This is a genomic window from Bradyrhizobium sp. SZCCHNR1043, from assembly GCF_032489675.1.
Lineage (GTDB): Bacteria > Pseudomonadota > Alphaproteobacteria > Rhizobiales > Xanthobacteraceae > Bradyrhizobium.
In genome coordinates this window covers 1-16,632 of the sequence record NZ_JAUEYN010000021.1, presented here as the reverse complement: position 1 = coordinate 16,632, position 16,632 = coordinate 1, and the positions used below count along the sequence as shown (strand labels likewise).

Sequence of the window (16,632 nt, the reverse complement as noted above, 5' to 3'; positions counted from 1 at the left end):
ACCCGAAAAAGAGGCAGCCCCGACTGGCGAACAAAGGAATCAGAAAAAGGCGAGGCTCAAATCCAGCCCGTAGGTCTGGGTCAGTATCCATACGAAAAATAAAGCAGCGAAGAACAGCACCAGATGTCTGAGCAACTCGTCCTTTGCACCATCCGATGACTCGGAAAAAGCCCTCGAAAGAGCCCTGGCCATGGCAGTCATGTGCGACCTCTACCTCCCCCCGCTCAAAATAGGTCAAGACGAAGGGCTGAAAGGTTCACCAAGGCGGGAACGCTGACCCGCAGCAGCGCGGCGCACCTGGACCCGCCCTTTGGCTGTCGCAATTGCTGGTCCGTTCGCATTCAAGCGACGGCACTACGCCTCCAGTGCGGTGATCATGTCCACCCGCGTCACATGCCGGCCGCCCTCGAAATCCGCAGTTAGGAACGCGTCGACGATATCGAGCGCCAGCCCCTCGCCGACCACGCGCGCACCGATCGACAGCATGTTGGCGTCGTTGTGCTGGCGGATCATCCGCGCCGAGAAGGTGTCTGCGCAGACGCCGCAACGGATGCCCTTGACCTTGTTGGCAGCCATCATAATGCCCTGGCCGGTGCCGCGCAGGATGATGCCCAACCGGCAATCGCCGGAGGCGACGCGACGCGCGGCCGCTTCGCCATGCTTCGGATAATGCGTGCTCTCCGGCGTCGTCAGCCCGATATCGACCACCACCCAGCCTTTCAGCGAGAGATGAGCCGCAATGGCTTGTCGCAAGGGGATGGCAGCGTGGTCGCTGGAGAGGACGACGCGGCTGTGGCTGTCATGGAGCAGGCTTTCCTCGTTCCGGAGCAGGTTCGCGGCTCGAATGAGTCGGATTAGGTACTCGACGCACTGGATCCGAGATCAATCGGCAAATCTCTTCCCCCGCATTATTTTGCCAGCGACCTCAGCTTGTCGAGCCTCTCGCGCACCTCGCTCCCGTTGCGGTTCAGGATGGGCCCTGCAGATCCGGTCAGGAAGGTGATGTACGGATCTCGATCCTGCAGAAAGAAGATGTAATCAGCCCCCGCCAGGAGAGGGAGCGTGCAATTGCCGTATGCAAATGGCGCGCTCCTGACCTTTTCGTCGTCCGGCGGCTTTCCTTTGATCACCTCGATCGCTTGGGCCGAAGCTTCGATGATCTGCTTGTAGGCCCCCTTCATATCGTCTGGCGCGGCAATCTCCTGGACCGACGTGAGGTGTGCGACGAGGACCGCGGAGGCTTGCGAAAACAATTCCTCCTCGGTCACGAGCGGCTTCCGAGAGAGGGAAGAGCAAGCGGACCCAGGCGAGACATGCGCAAGCGATATCGTAATCAACGAGGCGACCAAGATCCGGCGGGGCATTGCGAACATCGAGCTGCTCCACTCTGGGGTGGGCATATAACATCCTCTTCAACGGCCGATCAACTGTCTGGGGCAGCCGCCTGTCTCCCAGCGGTCGGCAATCGGCTGATCCAGCCGATCTCGCGAACGACAATCGCCAGCCCGGTAGAGTGTTGATACGCTGCTCTCGCGAGATAGCGCCCTGGCCGCAACGCCAGTGTCAGATGATGGCTGCGCAGATCGTCACCTCGATCGGCTGAATCGATCAGATACATGACCCCGGACGCCCCCGTCTCGAATTCGAGTCGCTCAGCGTCCGGGCCATCGAGGTCGGCCCGCAGTTGCGGCGCCCTCAATGCAGGCTCAATCAGTCGCTCATCGTCGACCCCAATCCATTGAACGAGAACCCCTCGGTCTTCGCGATCATCGGCGTACCACGCCACATCACCGGCATCTCCGGACAAGATGACGGCCGCACCATTCCCGCAGACGATCGATCCCAGCCAGCCCGTCACCCTGCACGCACGCGCATAGTCGCTCTGATCTTCAGGGTCTTCATGGCTACTCCATCCCTCGATGCCCCGCCAACGCGACAGTTGCTCAGCGGGGATCAGCACGTGAGGGCCACGGGTCGTTTCAATCCAGGTGCGGGTGCGTGACATGCGGCTAATGATAGCAGATGCGTCTACTCTTGGACCAACAAAGCTCGGCAGCTATTCGAGCCGAAACGAGGCCCCCCCCCCGCGAATTGAGTTTCTTTTTTCCAGAAATCATGCTACGAGTCGCGCCATCCCGTGCCCGCCATGAGGGGCGCTTCGCGATCGTCACGAACGTGGGGCGCGGGATGCGGTGGGCGCGTCGGGTCGCAGCGTGCTTTGGCATGCCGACGAACGATCCGGCGCGCACGGTCAAGCCGTGTGGTCCTGGCATCCCGTTGCTGATGCCAAATCCGTGACGACGGTGTTGCGGATGACGGGGGCAAGAAAGCCGGTCCCCGAGGAGAGCGCGGAGCAGCCGTTAAAGCCATCGCGCAGGGAAGGCCGGGGGTGGATTCAATTGGTCGTCGCAACACTCGATGAGGAGGTTGCGATGGGCATTCGAAAGAAACGGTCAACGCGGGGCAAGCTGGGATCATTGGGGCGCCCACCAGTTGCGGGGCGTGCGGAACAGCAGAAATTTTGGCGTGGGATTGCCGCTGGATTGAACAGCGAGAATGCTGCGCTGGCTGCTGGATTATCGGATGCTGTCGGCCCCCGATTATTTCGAAAAGCGGGCGGCGTGGCACCGGCAATGTTCCGACCTTCAGCGAAGCCGCTCTCCGGACGGCACCTCTCCTTTTCTGAGCGCGAAGAGATTGCGCTGCTGAATGCGCAGCGCCATTCTGTACGAGAGATAGCACGGCGCCTCAATCGGTCTCCCTCGACCATCTCCCGTGAACTCGATCGCAATGCAGCCACGCACGGCGGCAAGATGGCCTATCGGGCGACGGCCGCCCAGTGGCATGCAGATCGATCGGCCCGGCGTCCTAAGCCGAGCAAGCTTGCAAGCAACGCCGCCTTGCGCGCTTATGTTGAAGAGCGGCTTGCAGGGTTTGTCGCGCCTCCAGGCGGCGTTCGGCGGAAGGCCGGTCGTGCGGGCTCTAGCCAGGATCAGGGGTGGACGAAAGCGTGGAGTCCCGAGCAGATTGCCCGGCGCTTGCCGATCGACTTCCCGGATGACGAGGCGATGCGCATCAGCCACGAAGCCATTTACCAGGCGCTTTTTGTTCAGGGCCGAGGAGCGCTGAAACGCGAGTTGTCGTCCTGTTTGCGAACGGGACGTGCGCTGCGCGTGCCCCGAGCGCGTACGCGGAAGCGCAGCAAAGGCTTCATATCGCCGGAGATCATGATCAGTGAGCGTCCGGCCGAAGTCGCGGATCGAGCTGTGCCGGGACATTGGGAAGGAGATCTGATCGTCGGCTCCGCCAGCTCGGCAATCGGCACGCTGGTCGAACGCAGCACGCGGTTTACAATGCTCCTGCACCTTCCACGGTTGCCGGGGTTTGACGACGGCCCACGTACGAAGGATGGGCCTGCGCTCTCCGGACACGGAGCTGAAGCGGTACGCGATGCGATCACGCGCACCATCGTCACCTTGCCCAAAGAACTCCGCCGCTCGCTAACCTGGGATCAGGGGACCGAAATGGCTCAACACAGTGACCTCAAGATCGATACAGACCTTCAGATCTACTTCTGCGATCCAAGAAGCCCCTGGCAACGTGGCACGAACGAGAACACGAATGGCCTGCTGCGGCAGTACTTCCCGAAAGGTACCGATCTGAGCGTCTACGATGCTGACGAGATCGCCGCCGTGGCCGCAGCGCTCAATTCCCGACCGAGAAAGACGCTAGGATGGAAAACTCCAGCAGAGGCGCTTGACGAGCTGCTGTCACGAATGAAAACACTGGGTGTTGCGACCACCGCTTGAGCCCGCCGGGTGTTTCGGCCAGACCTGTGGTGACTGCCGCCTGCTTTTTTTCTGCAGGCGGGCCACGGGCGCGGCCAGCGCCCGGCCTTCCCTGCGCCCTCTGTCTTCAAGAGGGCCGATGATTGGCAAAGCTCGGACGCGCTGTGCGCCGCGAGGCCGTGAAGGCGTGTCGCGAGTGAAGCAGAAGGCGTGCGGAATGGACGCTGTCCACATACACTGCAAGACGGCATCAAGCGCCGGCCAATGGCGCCTCCGGCAGACTGCTGCGGGGTATCGTCATTCCGGGGCGGCTCGCAGAGCCGAACCCGGAATCTCGAGATCCCGGGCCCCGTCCTTCGGACCATCCCGGAATGACGACTCATCCAGATTTTCCCGTCGCCTACTTCCCCGTCGGCGTATCCTGCCGCCAGGCGCTGCCCGCGATCTTCGCGGCGGCGATCACAGCCTGGGTCCGGCTCTCGACACCGAGCTTCTGCAGGATGGCCGAGACATGCGCCTTGATGGTCGCCTCGGAGACGCCGAGCTCGTAGGCGATCTGCTTGTTGAGGAGGCCCTGCGACAGCATCATCAGCACGCGCACCTGTTGCGGGGTCAAGGTGACCAGCCGGTCGCGCAGCTTCGTCATCTCCGGATCGGCCCCGGCGGCGAGGTCGGTGTCGGGCGGCACCCAGACGTCGCCGTCCATCACCTTCTTGATGGCATCACGCAGCGTATCGACGCCGAACCGTTTCGGGATGAAGCCGGACGCGCCGAAATCGAGCGAGCGGCGGATCGTCGCGCCGTCGTCGCTCGCCGACACGATGACCACCGGGATCGCCGGATATTGCGCGCGCAGATAGATCAGGCCCGAGAAGCCGGAGATGCCGGGCATGGTGAGGTCGAGAAGTACGAGATCGACCTCGGAATCCTTTTCCAGCAGTGCGGTGAGGTCCTCGAACGAACCGGCCTCGTCGACCACGGCCTCCGCGAGCACGCTCGCGACCGCCTGCCGCAAAGCGTTGCGGAACAGCGGGTGATCATCGGCAATGACGAGATGGGTGCTGGCAGCCGCCATGAATCCAGACTTGACCTTGCGAGACCGACGACATGCTGCAACTGCACGCGCCCGGTTTTCCGGAAATACTCGCCCGGCCACCGGTTGCATGCAAGCGTCCAATTCCACTTGCAGGGAAGGCGGTTAATCCGAACCTTGTGCAACGCAACATCGGTAACGCGACGGCCGCTCACCGAACTTGATCCGCCGCAATGTCCCCATCTTTCCCGCGCGCCGCAGAGGGCAGAGCCGAAAGTCGTATTGGGGCGGGTTTCACTGCAATGTTACTGAAGGCCAAGGTCTCCGCGACCTGCGCCGTCCAAGTCCGGCATGCGGAGGCGAAAGCCATCATCACAACAATCATGGGGAGCGAATGCCGATGTCGACAATGGTAGCCACACAAGCGAGATCGGGAGGCATGACGAAGGACGAACGCTTCGTCATTCTGGCTTCCTCTCTCGGCACCGTGTTCGAGTGGTACGACTTCTATCTCTACGGATCGCTGGCCTCGATCATCGGCGCGCAGTTCTTCAGCGCCTACCCGCCGGCCACCCGCGACATCTTCGCGCTGCTGGCCTTCGCCGCCGGCTTCCTGGTCCGCCCGTTCGGCGCCATCGTGTTCGGCCGCATCGGCGATATCGTCGGCCGCAAATACACCTTCCTGGTCACGATCCTGATCATGGGTCTGTCGACCTTCATCGTCGGCATCCTGCCGAACGCCGAGACCATCGGCTTCGCCGCACCGGTGATCCTGATCGGTCTGCGCCTGCTGCAGGGCCTCGCGCTCGGCGGTGAGTATGGCGGTGCGGCCACCTACGTCGCCGAGCATGCGCCGATGGGCAAGCGCGGCTACTACACCTCCTTCATCCAGACCACGGCGACGATGGGCCTGTTCCTGTCGCTGCTGGTGATCCTGTTCACCCGCACCATCATCGGCGAGGCCGACTTCGCCAAATGGGGCTGGCGCGTTCCGTTCCTGGTGTCCGTGCTGCTGCTCGGCGTCTCCGTCTGGATCCGTCTGCGCCTCAACGAGTCGCCCGTGTTCCAGAAGATGAAGGACGAGGGCAAGAGCTCGAAGGCGCCGCTGACGGAAGCGTTCGCGAACTGGGGCAACGCCAAGATCGTGCTGCTGGCCCTGATCGGCGCCACCATGGGCCAGGGCGTGGTCTGGTATACCGGCCAGTTCTACGCGCTGTTCTTCCTGCAATCGATCCTGAAGGTCGACGGCTACACCGCCAACCTGCTGATCGCCTGGTCGCTGCTGCTCGGCACCGGCTTCTTCGTCGTGTTCGGCATGCTGTCCGACAAGATCGGCCGCAAGCCGATCATCATGGGCGGCTGCCTCATCGCGGCGCTGACCTTCTTCCCGATCTTCAAGATGATCACCACCAACGCCAACCCGGCGCTGGAGAAGGCGATCGAGGCGACGAAGGTGGAAGTGGTGGCCGATCCCGCCGGCTGCGGCGACCTGTTCAACCCGGTCGGCACCCGCGTCTTCACCGCGCCTTGCGACACCGCCCGCGCCTTCCTGGCCCAGTCCTCGGTCAAGTACTCGACCGTGTACGGTCCGGCCGGCTCCGGCGTGAAGGTTACCTTCAACGGCAAGGAAGTGCCCTACACCGACGCCAAGACCAGCAACCCGGCGCTGACGGCGGCGATCGGCGAGGCCGGCTATCCGAAGGCCGGCAACCCGACGATCGTGAAGATGGCGCATCCGTTCGACATCTTCCGTCCGCAGGTCGCGGCGATCATCGGCCTGCTGCTGATTCTGGTGATCTTCGTCACCATGGTCTACGGCCCGATCGCAGCGATGCTGGTCGAGCTGTTCCCGACCAAGATCCGCTACACCTCGATGTCGCTGCCCTACCACATCGGCAACGGCTGGTTCGGCGGCCTGCTGCCCGCCACCGCCTTCGCAATCGTGGCCTCGACCGGCGATATCTATGCCGGCCTGTGGTACCCGATCACGTTCGCCGTGATCACCGCGGTCGTCGGCTTCATCTTCCTGCCGGAGACCAAGGACGTCGACATCCAGGCCGATTGATCACGAGGCGAGCGGCACCCCGCTCGCATCTGCTTCCAACGACGAACGGCCGCGGATCACTCCGCGGCCGTTCCGCTTTTTGCGCCAGGGATTTTCTCTTTTATGGCCTCAGGCCGCGCCGATGAACTGCAGCACCACCTCGCGCCGATGCGGACGCGCGCGATGCTCGATCAGATAGAGCGCCTGCCATGTGCCGAGCATCATGCGGCCGTCCTGCACCGGCACCTGCTGCGAGACCGCGCTCAACATGGTCTTGACGTGCGCCGGCATGTCGTCGGGTCCCTCGGTGTCGTGCACCCAACCGGCATTCTCCGGCGCCAGCCGCGCCAGCACCGTGGCGAGATCGTGCAGCACGGTGGGATCGGCATTCTCCTGGATCGTCAGCGACGCCGAGGTGTGGCGAATGAACAGGGTCACCGCGCCTTCCCTGGCGGATACTTCACGCAGGAACGCCTCGACCTCGCGCGTGAGATCGGTGAAGCCGCGGCCCGAAGTCTGTACGGTCAGAGTCGAGGTTACGATCGTATTGATGACGCTCGCCGAGGGCGCGCTGCGCGACATCGATCTGGCTGGCATGCGTTCAGCCTCCTCGAAGCGGTCTCAGATCCTGCCCGAGACGTCCTTCTGCACCCGCGTCGCCATGTCGAGCAGCCGGCGCCAAGCCTGTTCGAGGAACCCCATCATGCGATCCATGTCCTGGTCGCTGGGCAGCGGGATCTCGAGCTTGCGCGTTGCATCGGAGGATTTCGATTCACCGGGCTTGTCCCCCGTCTTGGGTTCGACTTTCTTCAACTGATCGGATTTGGGCAGCGCCTGATCTTTCGGCAGCGGCTCATCGATCTTGCCGGAGATGCTCTGGTCGCGCGACGCGAGCTGGCCCTTGAGCTTTTCATTCTCCGCCTGCAGACGGCCGATCTCGGCATCCAGCGCGGCGCGCTCATCGGGCACCGCGTAACAGGCGAAGCCCGACCCACCGCTGTTGTTGCACATCGAGACCGCACCGGTCCTCGTATCGAGCCGGATCACGCCATCCGATGTCGTCGACATCGTGTAGCGTCCCTTGTCGCCGTCAGGCGCGGTGTCCTCGATCGCAAACGCCTCTCCGCCCAGGCAGCTCAACGCCAACAGCGCGAGGAGGGGCGGCCGGTAGGGCTTCGTGAGACTCATGGCTGGCTCTCCCAGGCGCATTCGCAACCGCCGCCATGCACGCCGACATTGTGTCGCGGCCATGACGTTGCCCCAGGTGCGATCCCCTGCCACAGGCCGCACCTATGTTTCGGACGTATAGGCGGAGCGACCGGATTTCAACGCGTCCGCCAGCAGCTCGAGCCGGTCCTGCCCCCAGAAGATCTCGCCGTCCAGCACATAGGCCGGCGAGCCGAACACGTCGGCCGCGATCGCGTCCTGCCGGTTCTGCTCGTAGGCCGCCCCGACCATGTCCGTCGCCGCCTGCGTCACGAGATCGCGGCCCGGCAGTCCGGCTGCATCGGCCAAGCCGGCGATCACCTCGGCATCCGCAAGATTGAGCTGCTGCTCCCAGATGGCCGGGAAGGCGCGCTGCAGATAGGGCTCCGGATCGAGGCCGGCCTGCTGCGCCGCGATGACGACGCCGTCGGCGAGCCGGGCGTTGAAGGGCCAGTTGTTCGGCTGGATGTGGAAATCAAGACCGCGCTTGTCGCGCCACCGCTTCAGCTCGACGATGCGATAGCGCTGCCGCGCCGGATGGCGCTTGGCCAGTGGAAGCCCGCCGGTCTCGGCGAACAGATCCACCAGCATGACCGGCTTGAGGTTGACAGTCGCCCCATGGCTCGCGGCGATGTCGCGGAACAGCCGGTGGCCGATATAGGCCCATGGCGACTGCAGCGAGAAATAGTAGTCGATCTGGCGCGCCATGCGGGTTCCCGTGTTGGTTGGAGCTCAGCGAGAGCTGATCAGAGGGTCCTGACGGGTGCAAGATCGCAGCCGCACACAACACTGTTGATGCGGCGCGGTGACACGCGCGACCGATCTGACGAAAAAGCCGAGAAAACGTGTAAATTCAGGCATCTAACAGTTCAACACGCAATCTTGACTTGGGGGGATGCGGTCAGTATGGTCCGCGCGGCTTTAAAGGGCGATGGGGCGCTAATTCCTGAAACTCGCGGCACCGGGTCGGGTCTCCACACGTGGCGGATGGCACATGGCGGATGACACGAACGAGAGCAGCGGACACAAGGATCGCGACAAGTCGCCCGATGAGGTTGCGCTTTCCGCAAGGCTCGGAAGTCTCGACCAACGGTTGTCCGAAATTCGCGACGGCCGAAAGATCGGGGCTGATCAACCTGGAAACGGCAGCGGTGACACTGCAGCCCGGGCTTCGGCCATGGCGCGTGGCCTGCGACTGTCGTCCGAGTTGATCGCCGGTGTCCTCGTCGGTGCGTTGCTTGGCTGGGGCTTCGACCGCTTGCTGTCGACATCGCCCTTCGGATTCATCGTGTTTTTCCTGCTCGGCTTTGCCGCCGGCGTGTTGAACGTGGTGAGATCCGCAGGCATAGCTCCCGACAGGCCCCGCCAGTGAGATCAGCGCGGAAGATCGTCGAGTGAATTGCAAAGCGCCGGCGTGGCCGGTGAACAACTGAGACGCCACGCGGATGATCGATCCGATCCACCAGTTCCATCTCAACAAGATCTTCACGATCGGCCACATCGGCAATCAGGAGATCACCTTCACCAACTCGTCCGCGTACATGCTGCTCGCGGTCGTGCTCATCGCCGTCATGATGATGGCCGCCGGGCGCGCGCTCGTGCCGGGCCGGTTCCAGTCGGTGGTCGAGCTGTCCTACGAATTCGTCGCCAACACCATCAGAACCAGCGCCGGCTCGCACGGCATGACGTTCTTCCCGCTGGTGTTCTCGCTGTTCATGTTCATCTTCGTCTCGAACATCGTCGGCATCATCCCCTACACCTTCACCGTCTCCAGCCACATCATCGTCACCTTCTCGCTGGCGCTCTTGGTGTTCCTGACGGTCATCATCTACGGCTTCTACAAGAACGGCCTGAAGTTCTTTAAGCTGTTCGTGCCGTCCGGCATCCCCGCGGTGATCCTGCCGCTGGTGGTCGTGATCGAAATCATCTCCTTCTTCTCCCGCCCGATCTCGCACAGCGTCCGTCTGTTCGCCAACATGCTGGCCGGCCACGTCACGCTGAAGGTGTTCGCGAGCTTCGTGACCATGCTCGGCGCGCTCGGCTTCGTCGGCAAGGTCGGCGCGCTGCTGCCGCTCGGCCTGACGGTCGCGCTGACCGGCCTCGAGCTGATGGTCGCGTTCCTCCAGGCCTACGTCTTCACGATCCTCACCTGCATCTATCTCAACGATGCTATCCATCCGGGCCACTGATCCGGCCCTCTCTACCAAACCCCTCAAAGGAGTTCGTTTCATGGATCCGGTTGCAGCGAAGTACATTGGCGCGGGCATTGCCTGCATCGGCATGGGTGGCGCGGGTGCCGGCATCGGCATCATCTTCGGCAACTATCTGTCGGCCGCTCTGCGCAATCCGTCGGCTGCCCAGGGCCAGTTCGGCAACCTGATTTTCGGCTTCGCGGTGACCGAAGCGCTCGGCATCTTCTCGCTGCTGATCGCGCTGCTCCTGCTGTACGCCGTCTAAGACGGCCTGAGCCGGACAGGAGAAGCCCGTGGCTGAAAGTCATGGCGAGGCCAAGGGCGGCGAGGCCAAGGGCACCGCAAGCGCCCATACTGAGGCCGATGGCGGGCATGGTTTCCCTCCCTTCCAGAAGGAAACCTTTCCCTCCCAGATCGTCTCCCTGGTGATCGCCTTCGTGGCGCTGTACGTGATCGTCTCGCGTGTGGCGCTGCCGAAGGTCGGGGCCGTCATCGACGCCCGCCAGAAGTCGATCGACGGCGATCTGGCTGAAGCGCAGCGGCTGAAGGATGAATCCGAAGCCGCGATGAAGGCGTATGAAAGCGAGCTGGCGACGGCTCGTGCCCGTGCCCAGGCGATCGGAGCCGAGACCCGCGAGAAGCTCGCGGCTTCTTCGGACGCCGAGCGCAAGGCGCTGGAAGACAGCCTCGCATCCAAGCTCGCGGCGGCTGAGAAGTCCATCGCCACCACCCGCACGACCGCAATGAGCAATGTCCGCGGCATCGCCGCAGACGCAGCCAGCGCGATCGTGAAGCAGCTCACCGGCAAGGCCCCTGCGGCCAAGACGGTCGAGGCTGCGGTCGATGCATCGTTGAAGGGAACAGCCTGATGCATTTGCTTGCTGATCCGGAAACCTGGGTTGCGATTGCCTTCGTGATCCTGATGGGCCTGTTCGCCTATCTCGGTGTCCACCGCACGGTCCTGAAGGCGCTCGACAATCGCTCCGAGCGCATCAGGAACGAGCTGGCGGAGGCCAAGCGGCTCAAGGAAGAGGCGGCCAAAGTGCTCGCCGACTACAAGACCCGCCGCGCCAGTGCCGAACGTGAGGCCGAGGAGATCATCACCAGCGCCAAGGCGGAAGCCGAGCGCATCGCGGCGGAGGCCAAGGCCAAGATGGAAGACTTCGTCGCCCGTCGCACCAAGGCCGCCGAGAGCAAGATCGCCCTCGCCGAGGCCCAGGCTCTCGCCGACGTCAGGTCCGCTGCGGCGGATGCCGCCGTCCAGGCCGCCGCGACCGTGCTGTCGCAGTCGGTCAAGGGCGCTCTTGGCGAAGACCTCGTGGCCAAAGGCATCGCGGAAGTCGGCCGCAAGCTGAACTGAGCGGCAGTCCATCTGATCCAGAATCTTCAAAAGGCCGGGGCGATTTCATCGCGCCGGCCTTTTGCGTTGAAGGCCATCGGCCCCGGACATGCCGAGCGCGGCCTCGCCGTCGTTCACCCGCCTCACCTCCGCTTCTTGCCGTGCGGCCGCTCCGGGGTCAGGGCCTGCGGGTCGAAGCCGATGTAGAAGACGTAATTGTCGGCATTGGCGCCGGGCGGCGGGACCGGATAGACCATGTCCTCGGCGACGATCGTGAACGGCACGCTGCCGTCCTCGGTCATCTGCACCGTGGTGCGATACGACTTGGTCGCGATCACCTTCTCGCCGATGCCGCCCTGGACCACGGCGATGCGCATGGGAATGTCGACGCTCGCCGGCGCGCCCGCCGGTCCGGCAACGATGCGCCCCTGGATGCCGATCTTGGCGATGATTTCGGCCCCGTTGAGATTGCATTCGCGCGCGGTCTTCGTGATCGACGCCTGGAACCGGACGTCATTGCCGACCGCCTGCTTGCCGGGCGCGGCCACGGCGTAGGTCGAGGCGCCGGCGCGAATGCTGACCGGCGGACAGGTCAGGCCCTCGGTCGGATCGGCCTGCGGTCCGCCGCCGGCCGGCAAGTTCTCCTGTCCCTTGTTGTCGGAGCCGCCGCCGAACAGGCTCTTGAAGCGGTCGGTCAGCGATTGGGCGGCCGCCGGCGGCGCCGCGCCCGCGGCTCCCAAGGCCAGCAGCACGGCTGCCAACGTCCCAACCCTGATCACGCTCGTCTCTCGCATCGTCTGATATCCCCGGCAACTCGGTCGCCCAGCCCAGGCGTCTATACCCAATTCAGAGGCCGGAACCAGCCCCGATCGGCCTCTCCCGCGGCCATCCCGATCACGATTGCTACCCCCGGAAATCCTCGTGCAACAGGCCATAGAGGTAATGGTCCTGCCAGACCCCGTTGATGCACAGGTAGCGACGCGCCAGGCCCTCGCGGGTGAAGCCGCATTTCTCCAGCACGCGAATCGACGGCGTATTGGTCGGGATGCAGGCCGCCTCGACCCGGTGCAGATTGAGCTCGCCGAACAAGGTCGGCAGCAGCAGCCGCAGCGCCGCCGTCATGTAGCCATGATGCGCGAACGGCTGCCCCATCCAGTAGCCGATGGTGCCGGCCTGGACGATGCCGCGGCGGACATTGGCGAGCGTGATGCCGCCGAGCATGGCGCCGTCCTGCTCACGGAAGAGGATGAACGGATAGGAGCGGTCGGCCGAGATATCCTCGGCATAGCGGCGCAGCCGGCGGCGGAAGCCGGAGCGCGTCAGGTCGTCGGACGGCCAGATCGGCTCCCAGGGCGTGAGATAGTCGCGGCTGATCTCGCGCAGCCGCGCCCATTGCGCGTAATCGGCCATCTGCGGCGCGCGCAGCAGCAGGCCCTGGCCGCGCGGAGCCAGCGCAGCCGGTCCGTTGGATGGCAAGCGAAACAGGGCCATCTGTGATGCTCCCCCTGCTCTTTCCGGGTCGAAGCCTGCTCCGACCCACCCCAGATCTCCGGCGCCGAGTCCTGGCGGAATTCAATGCGAAGACCGCACCGAGCCGCACCACGTTCAGTGCAGTTGGGCCTTCGATCTCGAACCGGTCAGACCTTCGGCGAAAGTTACCGCTGTGTCCAGACCCCTGCCGGTGCCGAGCGCGACGACGGCCGGCTTGCTGCGTGCGAGCAGCGCCCGCGCCGCATCGCGCGTGCTCTCGACGCTGACCGCCTCGATCTTGGCGACCATCTCCTGCAAGGTCTGCGGCCGTCCATAGGCCAGGATATGCCGCGCCAATTGCTCGGCACGGGCACTGCAGCTCTCCAGCGCCATCAGCAGCCCGGCCTTCATCTGCGCCTTGGCGCGGGCGACCTCGGCCTCGCTCAAGGTCTCCACCGCATTGCCGATGATGTCGACCACGACCTCCATCATCTCGGGCGCGTCAGCCGGATCTGTCCCGGTGTAGAGGCCGAAGAAGCCGGTGTCGCTATAGGGCGCGTGGAACGTGTAGACGGAGTAGCAGAGCCCCCGGTTCTCGCGCACCTCCTGGAACAGCCGGGACGACATGCCGCCGCCCAGGATGTTGGTGAACACCTGCAGCGAGAACAGCGACGGATCGGCCTGCGGCACGCCCTCGAGCGCGAGCGTCAGATGCGCCTGCTCGAGATCGCGGTGCACGACGCGTGAGCCGCCCTTGCCGAATGTCGCCGGCAGCGGCTTCGGCGCCGGGCCGCCATTGAAGCTGGCAAATCGCTTCGTCACATCCTCGACCACCCGCTGATGATCGACGGCGCCGGCCGCCGCGACCACCATGTCGGGTCCGCGATAATGCGTCGACAGATAGCCGTGCAGCTTGTCGCGATCGAACGCCTCCAGCGTCTTGGCGGTGCCGAGCAGCGAGCGGCCCATCGGCTGGTCCGGAAAGCACAGCTCGTTGAGATGCTCGAACACGACGTCATCGGGCGTGTCCTGTGCCGCGCCGATCTCCTGCACGATCACGTTCTTCTCGCGCTCCAGCTCCTCCGGCACGAACGACGGATTGGCCAGAATGTCCGAGAGCACATCGAGCGCCATCGGCACGTCCGCCTTCAGCACGCGGGCGTAATAGGCCGTGGTCTCGGTCGAGGTGCCGGCATTGAGATCGCCGCCGACCGCCTCGACCGTCTCGACGATCTCGCGGGCGCTGCGCGTCGTCGTGCCCTTGAACGCCATGTGCTCGAGGAGGTGCGAGATGCCGTGCTCGTCCGGCTTCTCGTCGCGACCGCCGACGCCGGCCCAGACCCCGAGCGCCGCCGTCTCCAGATGCGGCATCGTGTCGGTGACGACCGTCAACCCCGTCGGCAGCTTGGTGACTTCCACACCCATCATGCAATTCCCTGCTTGGCGGCCCGGCTGACTGAGCGGATGAACTTCTCCACCTCGGCCTGGTCGTTCCGCATGATCCTGATGTCCTCGCGCTTGCTCATCAGCCCTTCGAGCCACACCGGCAGGTGCGGCCGCATCCCGCAGGCGGCCTCGACCGCATCGGGGAATTTGGCGGGATGGGCGGTCGACAGAACGATATTCGGCACCGACAGATCCGTGCCGTCGCGATCGGCTACGGCCAGCGCCACGGCGGTGTGCGGATCGACGAGATCGCCGGCCTCGCGGAAGGCGGCACGGATCGCCGCCGCGGTCTCGGTTTCGTCGGCGCGGCCGGCATCGAAATCGGCGCGGATCGCCGCCAGCATGGCATCGGGCAGCACGAAGCGGCCGGACTGCTTGAGGCTGTCCATCAGCCGCCGCACGGTACCGGCATCGCGGCCGCCGGCTTCGAACAGCAGCCGCTCGAAATTCGACGACACCTGGATGTCCATCGAGGGCGAAGCCGTCGCATGCACCTCGCGCACCTCGTAGATGCCGGTCGTCAGCGTCCGGGCGAGGATGTCGTTGACGTTGGTCGCGACGCGCAACGTGCGCACCGGCAGGCCCATGCGCTTGGCGACATAGCCGGCGAAGACGTCGCCGAAATTGCCGGTGGGCACGGTGAAGTCGACGGCGCGGTGGGGCGCGCCGATCGCGACCGCCGAGGTGAAGTAGTAGACCACCTGGGCGACGACGCGCGCCCAGTTGATCGAGTTGACGCCCGACAGCCTGACCGAATCGCGGAAGCCGTGATGGTTGAACAGGCCCTTCACGATCGCCTGGCAGTCGTCGAAATGACCTTCGATCGCCAGCGCATGCACGTTGGCCGCACCCGACGTCGTCATCATCCGCCGCTGCACCTCGGAGATGCGGCCATGCGGGAACAGCACGATCAGATCGGCATAGTCGCGGCCGGCGAAAGCCTCGACCGCCGCGCCACCGGTATCGCCTGATGTCGCCACGACAATGGTGGTGCGCTCGCCACGCTTGGCCAGCACGTGGTCCATCAGCCGCGAGATCAGCTGCATCGCCACGTCCTTGAACGCCAAGGTCGGGCCGTGGAACAGCTCCAGCACGAACTGGTGCGCTGCGCTCTGGTCGAGCGGCACCACGGCGGGGTGGCGGAAGGTCGCATAGGCCTCGTTGGCCATGCGGCCGAGCTCTTCGTCGGAAATCTCGCCGGCGACGAACGGCTTGATGACCTCGACCGCGACCTCCCAATAGGGCCGGCCGAAGAACGAGGCGATCGTCGCGGGCGTCAGCTGCGGCCAGGTCTCGGGCACGTACAGGCCGCCGTCGCGGGCGAGCCCGGTCAGCATCACATCGCAGAAGGTGAGCGCGGGGGCTTCCCCGCGGGTCGAAACATAGCGCGTCAAACCGCTCTCCTGACCTGCGTCACCAGGCCATAACCCGTTGATTGAATTCGAAATCGGAACCGCCTGGCGGCAACATGGTCCGGCACCATAATGGTTTTGGCCCGTGCGCGAAACCGGTTGTTGGCACAGCAATGGTCGCGGCTGCGGGTTACGGCGGCGTTACGGTGGGTCACGGGGCATCGGTTACGAGACTTGGGTCGCAACGGCTGACCCGGGCCGGTCCAGCGGACCATCCGCCCCACCGCTTTCATCTCCGGTTCAACCGGGCGATCCCGTACGCCGCGGCGGCCGCGGTCGACCGCACCGCCGCGGCGTCCCGGATCCCCGCCTTCGCGGGGATGACGGCGGTGGATGTGGCTTCCGGCCGGGCACTTCGAGCACGCGAACGAACTATGGGATATCGGCACGATCTCTCCACCTCGTCATTCCGGGGCGCGCGGAGCGCGAGCCCGGAATCCATAACCACGACCAGGAGTATGGATTCCGGGCTCGCCCTGCGGGCGCCCCGGAATGACGGCGGTGCGTGGAGAAGCGTTCTCGCGGCGCGATGAGCGCCCGAGCTTTGCAAGCATACCTCCCTCCGAATCGGAGGGCGCAGGGAAGACCGGATGCCGGCTGGCACCCGCGGCCCCCGTGCGAACAAGAATGCACGGGGCAGGAACCACAGATCCTATGGGGCGGCGGGTGGTCAAGAAGGGTTAGGATTGGATTTCCGAACCA

At 64.6% G+C, this 16,632-nt stretch carries 19 protein-coding genes; 7 read left to right on the top strand and 12 right to left on the bottom strand.

Annotated elements, in window-relative coordinates; genetic code table 11:
• Positions 1-39: 39 nt before the first annotated feature.
• The 4 genes from QX039_RS30565 to QX039_RS30550 form a co-directional block, all read right to left on the bottom strand.
• Entirely contained in the window at positions 40-201 is a 162-nt protein-coding gene (locus tag QX039_RS30565; protein WP_315735929.1) for a hypothetical protein, read from the bottom strand.
• Positions 202-354: 153 nt separating this feature from the next.
• On the bottom strand, positions 355-810 hold the full coding sequence (gene rpiB / locus QX039_RS30560; protein ID WP_315737011.1) for a ribose 5-phosphate isomerase B: 456 nt from the start codon (positions 808-810) through the stop codon (positions 355-357).
• A gap of 98 nt (positions 811-908) precedes the next feature.
• Positions 909-1,268 carry a hypothetical protein gene (locus tag QX039_RS30555; RefSeq protein WP_315735927.1) on the bottom strand — a complete coding sequence of 120 codons (360 nt, stop codon included), beginning with the start codon at positions 1,266-1,268 and terminating at the stop codon, positions 909-911.
• 155 nt (positions 1,269-1,423) lie between these two features.
• The gene (locus QX039_RS30550; RefSeq protein WP_315735925.1) at positions 1,424-2,005 is read right to left on the bottom strand and encodes an Imm21 family immunity protein; all 582 of its coding nucleotides are present in this window, start codon (positions 2,003-2,005) and stop codon (positions 1,424-1,426) included.
• 427 nt (positions 2,006-2,432) lie between these two features.
• On the opposite strand from QX039_RS30550, the gene QX039_RS30545 reads away from it, so the two are divergent.
• On the top strand, positions 2,433-3,809 hold the full coding sequence (locus QX039_RS30545) for an IS30 family transposase (protein ID WP_315715219.1): 1,377 nt from the start codon (positions 2,433-2,435) through the stop codon (positions 3,807-3,809).
• 379 nt (positions 3,810-4,188) lie between these two features.
• On the opposite strand, the gene QX039_RS30540 is transcribed toward QX039_RS30545, so the two are convergent.
• Positions 4,189-4,863 carry a response regulator gene (locus tag QX039_RS30540; protein WP_008961908.1) on the bottom strand — a complete coding sequence of 225 codons (675 nt, stop codon included), beginning with the start codon at positions 4,861-4,863 and terminating at the stop codon, positions 4,189-4,191.
• Between the two features lie 352 nt (positions 4,864-5,215).
• Here QX039_RS30540 and QX039_RS30535 point away from each other — a divergent pair, with 352 nt between their 5' ends.
• A complete protein-coding gene (locus QX039_RS30535) occupies positions 5,216-6,886 on the top strand; it encodes an MFS transporter (protein ID WP_315735921.1) in 1,671 nt (556 codons plus the stop codon).
• A 108-nt stretch (positions 6,887-6,994) separates the two neighbouring features.
• Here the strand turns inward: QX039_RS30535 and QX039_RS30530 are convergent, their stop codons facing one another.
• From QX039_RS30530 to QX039_RS30520, 3 genes are all read right to left on the bottom strand, one after another.
• Positions 6,995-7,462, bottom strand: a complete 468-nt coding sequence (locus tag QX039_RS30530) for a secondary thiamine-phosphate synthase enzyme YjbQ (RefSeq protein ID WP_315773770.1) — start codon at positions 7,460-7,462, stop codon at positions 6,995-6,997.
• 24 nt (positions 7,463-7,486) lie between these two features.
• A complete protein-coding gene (locus QX039_RS30525; RefSeq protein WP_315773769.1) occupies positions 7,487-8,053 on the bottom strand; it encodes a hypothetical protein in 567 nt (188 codons plus the stop codon).
• 102 nt (positions 8,054-8,155) lie between these two features.
• Entirely contained in the window at positions 8,156-8,779 is a 624-nt protein-coding gene (locus QX039_RS30520) for a 2-hydroxychromene-2-carboxylate isomerase (protein WP_315735914.1), read from the bottom strand.
• Positions 8,780-9,065: 286 nt separating this feature from the next.
• Between QX039_RS30520 and QX039_RS30515 the strand changes: the two genes are divergently transcribed.
• The 5 genes from QX039_RS30515 to QX039_RS30495 all read left to right on the top strand — a co-directional run bounded on the left by QX039_RS30515 (position 9,066) and on the right by QX039_RS30495 (position 11,623).
• Positions 9,066-9,443, top strand: coding sequence for an AtpZ/AtpI family protein (locus QX039_RS30515; protein ID WP_315735912.1), 378 nt, complete (start codon positions 9,066-9,068; stop codon positions 9,441-9,443).
• 73 nt (positions 9,444-9,516) lie between these two features.
• On the top strand, positions 9,517-10,260 hold the full coding sequence (locus QX039_RS30510) for a F0F1 ATP synthase subunit A (RefSeq protein ID WP_315735910.1): 744 nt from the start codon (positions 9,517-9,519) through the stop codon (positions 10,258-10,260).
• Between the two features lie 40 nt (positions 10,261-10,300).
• Positions 10,301-10,528, top strand: a complete 228-nt coding sequence (locus QX039_RS30505) for a F0F1 ATP synthase subunit C (RefSeq protein ID WP_006615622.1) — start codon at positions 10,301-10,303, stop codon at positions 10,526-10,528.
• Positions 10,529-10,556: 28 nt separating this feature from the next.
• Positions 10,557-11,132 carry a F0F1 ATP synthase subunit B' gene (locus QX039_RS30500; protein ID WP_315735908.1) on the top strand — a complete coding sequence of 192 codons (576 nt, stop codon included), beginning with the start codon at positions 10,557-10,559 and terminating at the stop codon, positions 11,130-11,132.
• Complete coding sequence (locus QX039_RS30495; protein ID WP_315735906.1) at positions 11,132-11,623, top strand: ATP F0F1 synthase subunit B; 492 nt, start codon at positions 11,132-11,134, stop codon at positions 11,621-11,623. Before QX039_RS30500 ends, QX039_RS30495 begins: the two co-directional genes overlap by 1 nt.
• A gap of 122 nt (positions 11,624-11,745) precedes the next feature.
• Here QX039_RS30495 and QX039_RS30490 read toward each other — a convergent pair whose 3' ends face one another.
• The 4 genes from QX039_RS30490 to thrC form a co-directional block, all read right to left on the bottom strand.
• Entirely contained in the window at positions 11,746-12,363 is a 618-nt protein-coding gene (locus QX039_RS30490; RefSeq protein ID WP_315737009.1) for a hypothetical protein, read from the bottom strand.
• A gap of 142 nt (positions 12,364-12,505) precedes the next feature.
• Positions 12,506-13,093 (bottom strand): GNAT family protein, encoded by a 588-nt coding sequence (locus QX039_RS30485; RefSeq protein ID WP_315735904.1) that lies wholly within the window; start codon positions 13,091-13,093, stop codon positions 12,506-12,508.
• Positions 13,094-13,207: 114 nt separating this feature from the next.
• Entirely contained in the window at positions 13,208-14,497 is a 1,290-nt protein-coding gene (locus QX039_RS30480) for a pitrilysin family protein (protein ID WP_315735902.1), read from the bottom strand.
• On the bottom strand, positions 14,497-15,912 hold the full coding sequence (gene thrC / locus QX039_RS30475; protein ID WP_315735899.1) for a threonine synthase: 1,416 nt from the start codon (positions 15,910-15,912) through the stop codon (positions 14,497-14,499). The genes QX039_RS30480 and thrC overlap by 1 nt, the downstream gene beginning before the upstream one ends.
• Positions 15,913-16,632: the final 720 nt, after the last annotated feature.

Coding starts and splice junctions, on each gene's coding strand:
- QX039_RS30545 (WP_315715219.1), top strand. CDS start 2,433: ATGGGCATTCGAAAGAAACGGTCAACGCGGGGCAAGCTGGGATCATTG.
- QX039_RS30525 (WP_315773769.1), bottom strand. CDS start 8,053: ATGAGTCTCACGAAGCCCTACCGGCCGCCCCTCCTCGCGCTGTTGGCG.
- QX039_RS30520 (WP_315735914.1), bottom strand. CDS start 8,779: ATGGCGCGCCAGATCGACTACTATTTCTCGCTGCAGTCGCCATGGGCC.
- QX039_RS30540 (WP_008961908.1), bottom strand. CDS start 4,863: ATGGCGGCTGCCAGCACCCATCTCGTCATTGCCGATGATCACCCGCTG.
- QX039_RS30550 (WP_315735925.1), bottom strand. CDS start 2,005: ATGTCACGCACCCGCACCTGGATTGAAACGACCCGTGGCCCTCACGTG.
- QX039_RS30505 (WP_006615622.1), top strand. CDS start 10,301: ATGGATCCGGTTGCAGCGAAGTACATTGGCGCGGGCATTGCCTGCATC.
- QX039_RS30480 (WP_315735902.1), bottom strand. CDS start 14,497: ATGGGTGTGGAAGTCACCAAGCTGCCGACGGGGTTGACGGTCGTCACC.
- QX039_RS30485 (WP_315735904.1), bottom strand. CDS start 13,093: ATGGCCCTGTTTCGCTTGCCATCCAACGGACCGGCTGCGCTGGCTCCG.
- QX039_RS30530 (WP_315773770.1), bottom strand. CDS start 7,462: ATGCCAGCCAGATCGATGTCGCGCAGCGCGCCCTCGGCGAGCGTCATC.
- QX039_RS30565 (WP_315735929.1), bottom strand. CDS start 201: ATGACTGCCATGGCCAGGGCTCTTTCGAGGGCTTTTTCCGAGTCATCG.
- QX039_RS30510 (WP_315735910.1), top strand. CDS start 9,517: ATGATCGATCCGATCCACCAGTTCCATCTCAACAAGATCTTCACGATC.
- QX039_RS30535 (WP_315735921.1), top strand. CDS start 5,216: ATGCCGATGTCGACAATGGTAGCCACACAAGCGAGATCGGGAGGCATG.
- QX039_RS30515 (WP_315735912.1), top strand. CDS start 9,066: ATGGCGGATGACACGAACGAGAGCAGCGGACACAAGGATCGCGACAAG.
- QX039_RS30495 (WP_315735906.1), top strand. CDS start 11,132: ATGCATTTGCTTGCTGATCCGGAAACCTGGGTTGCGATTGCCTTCGTG.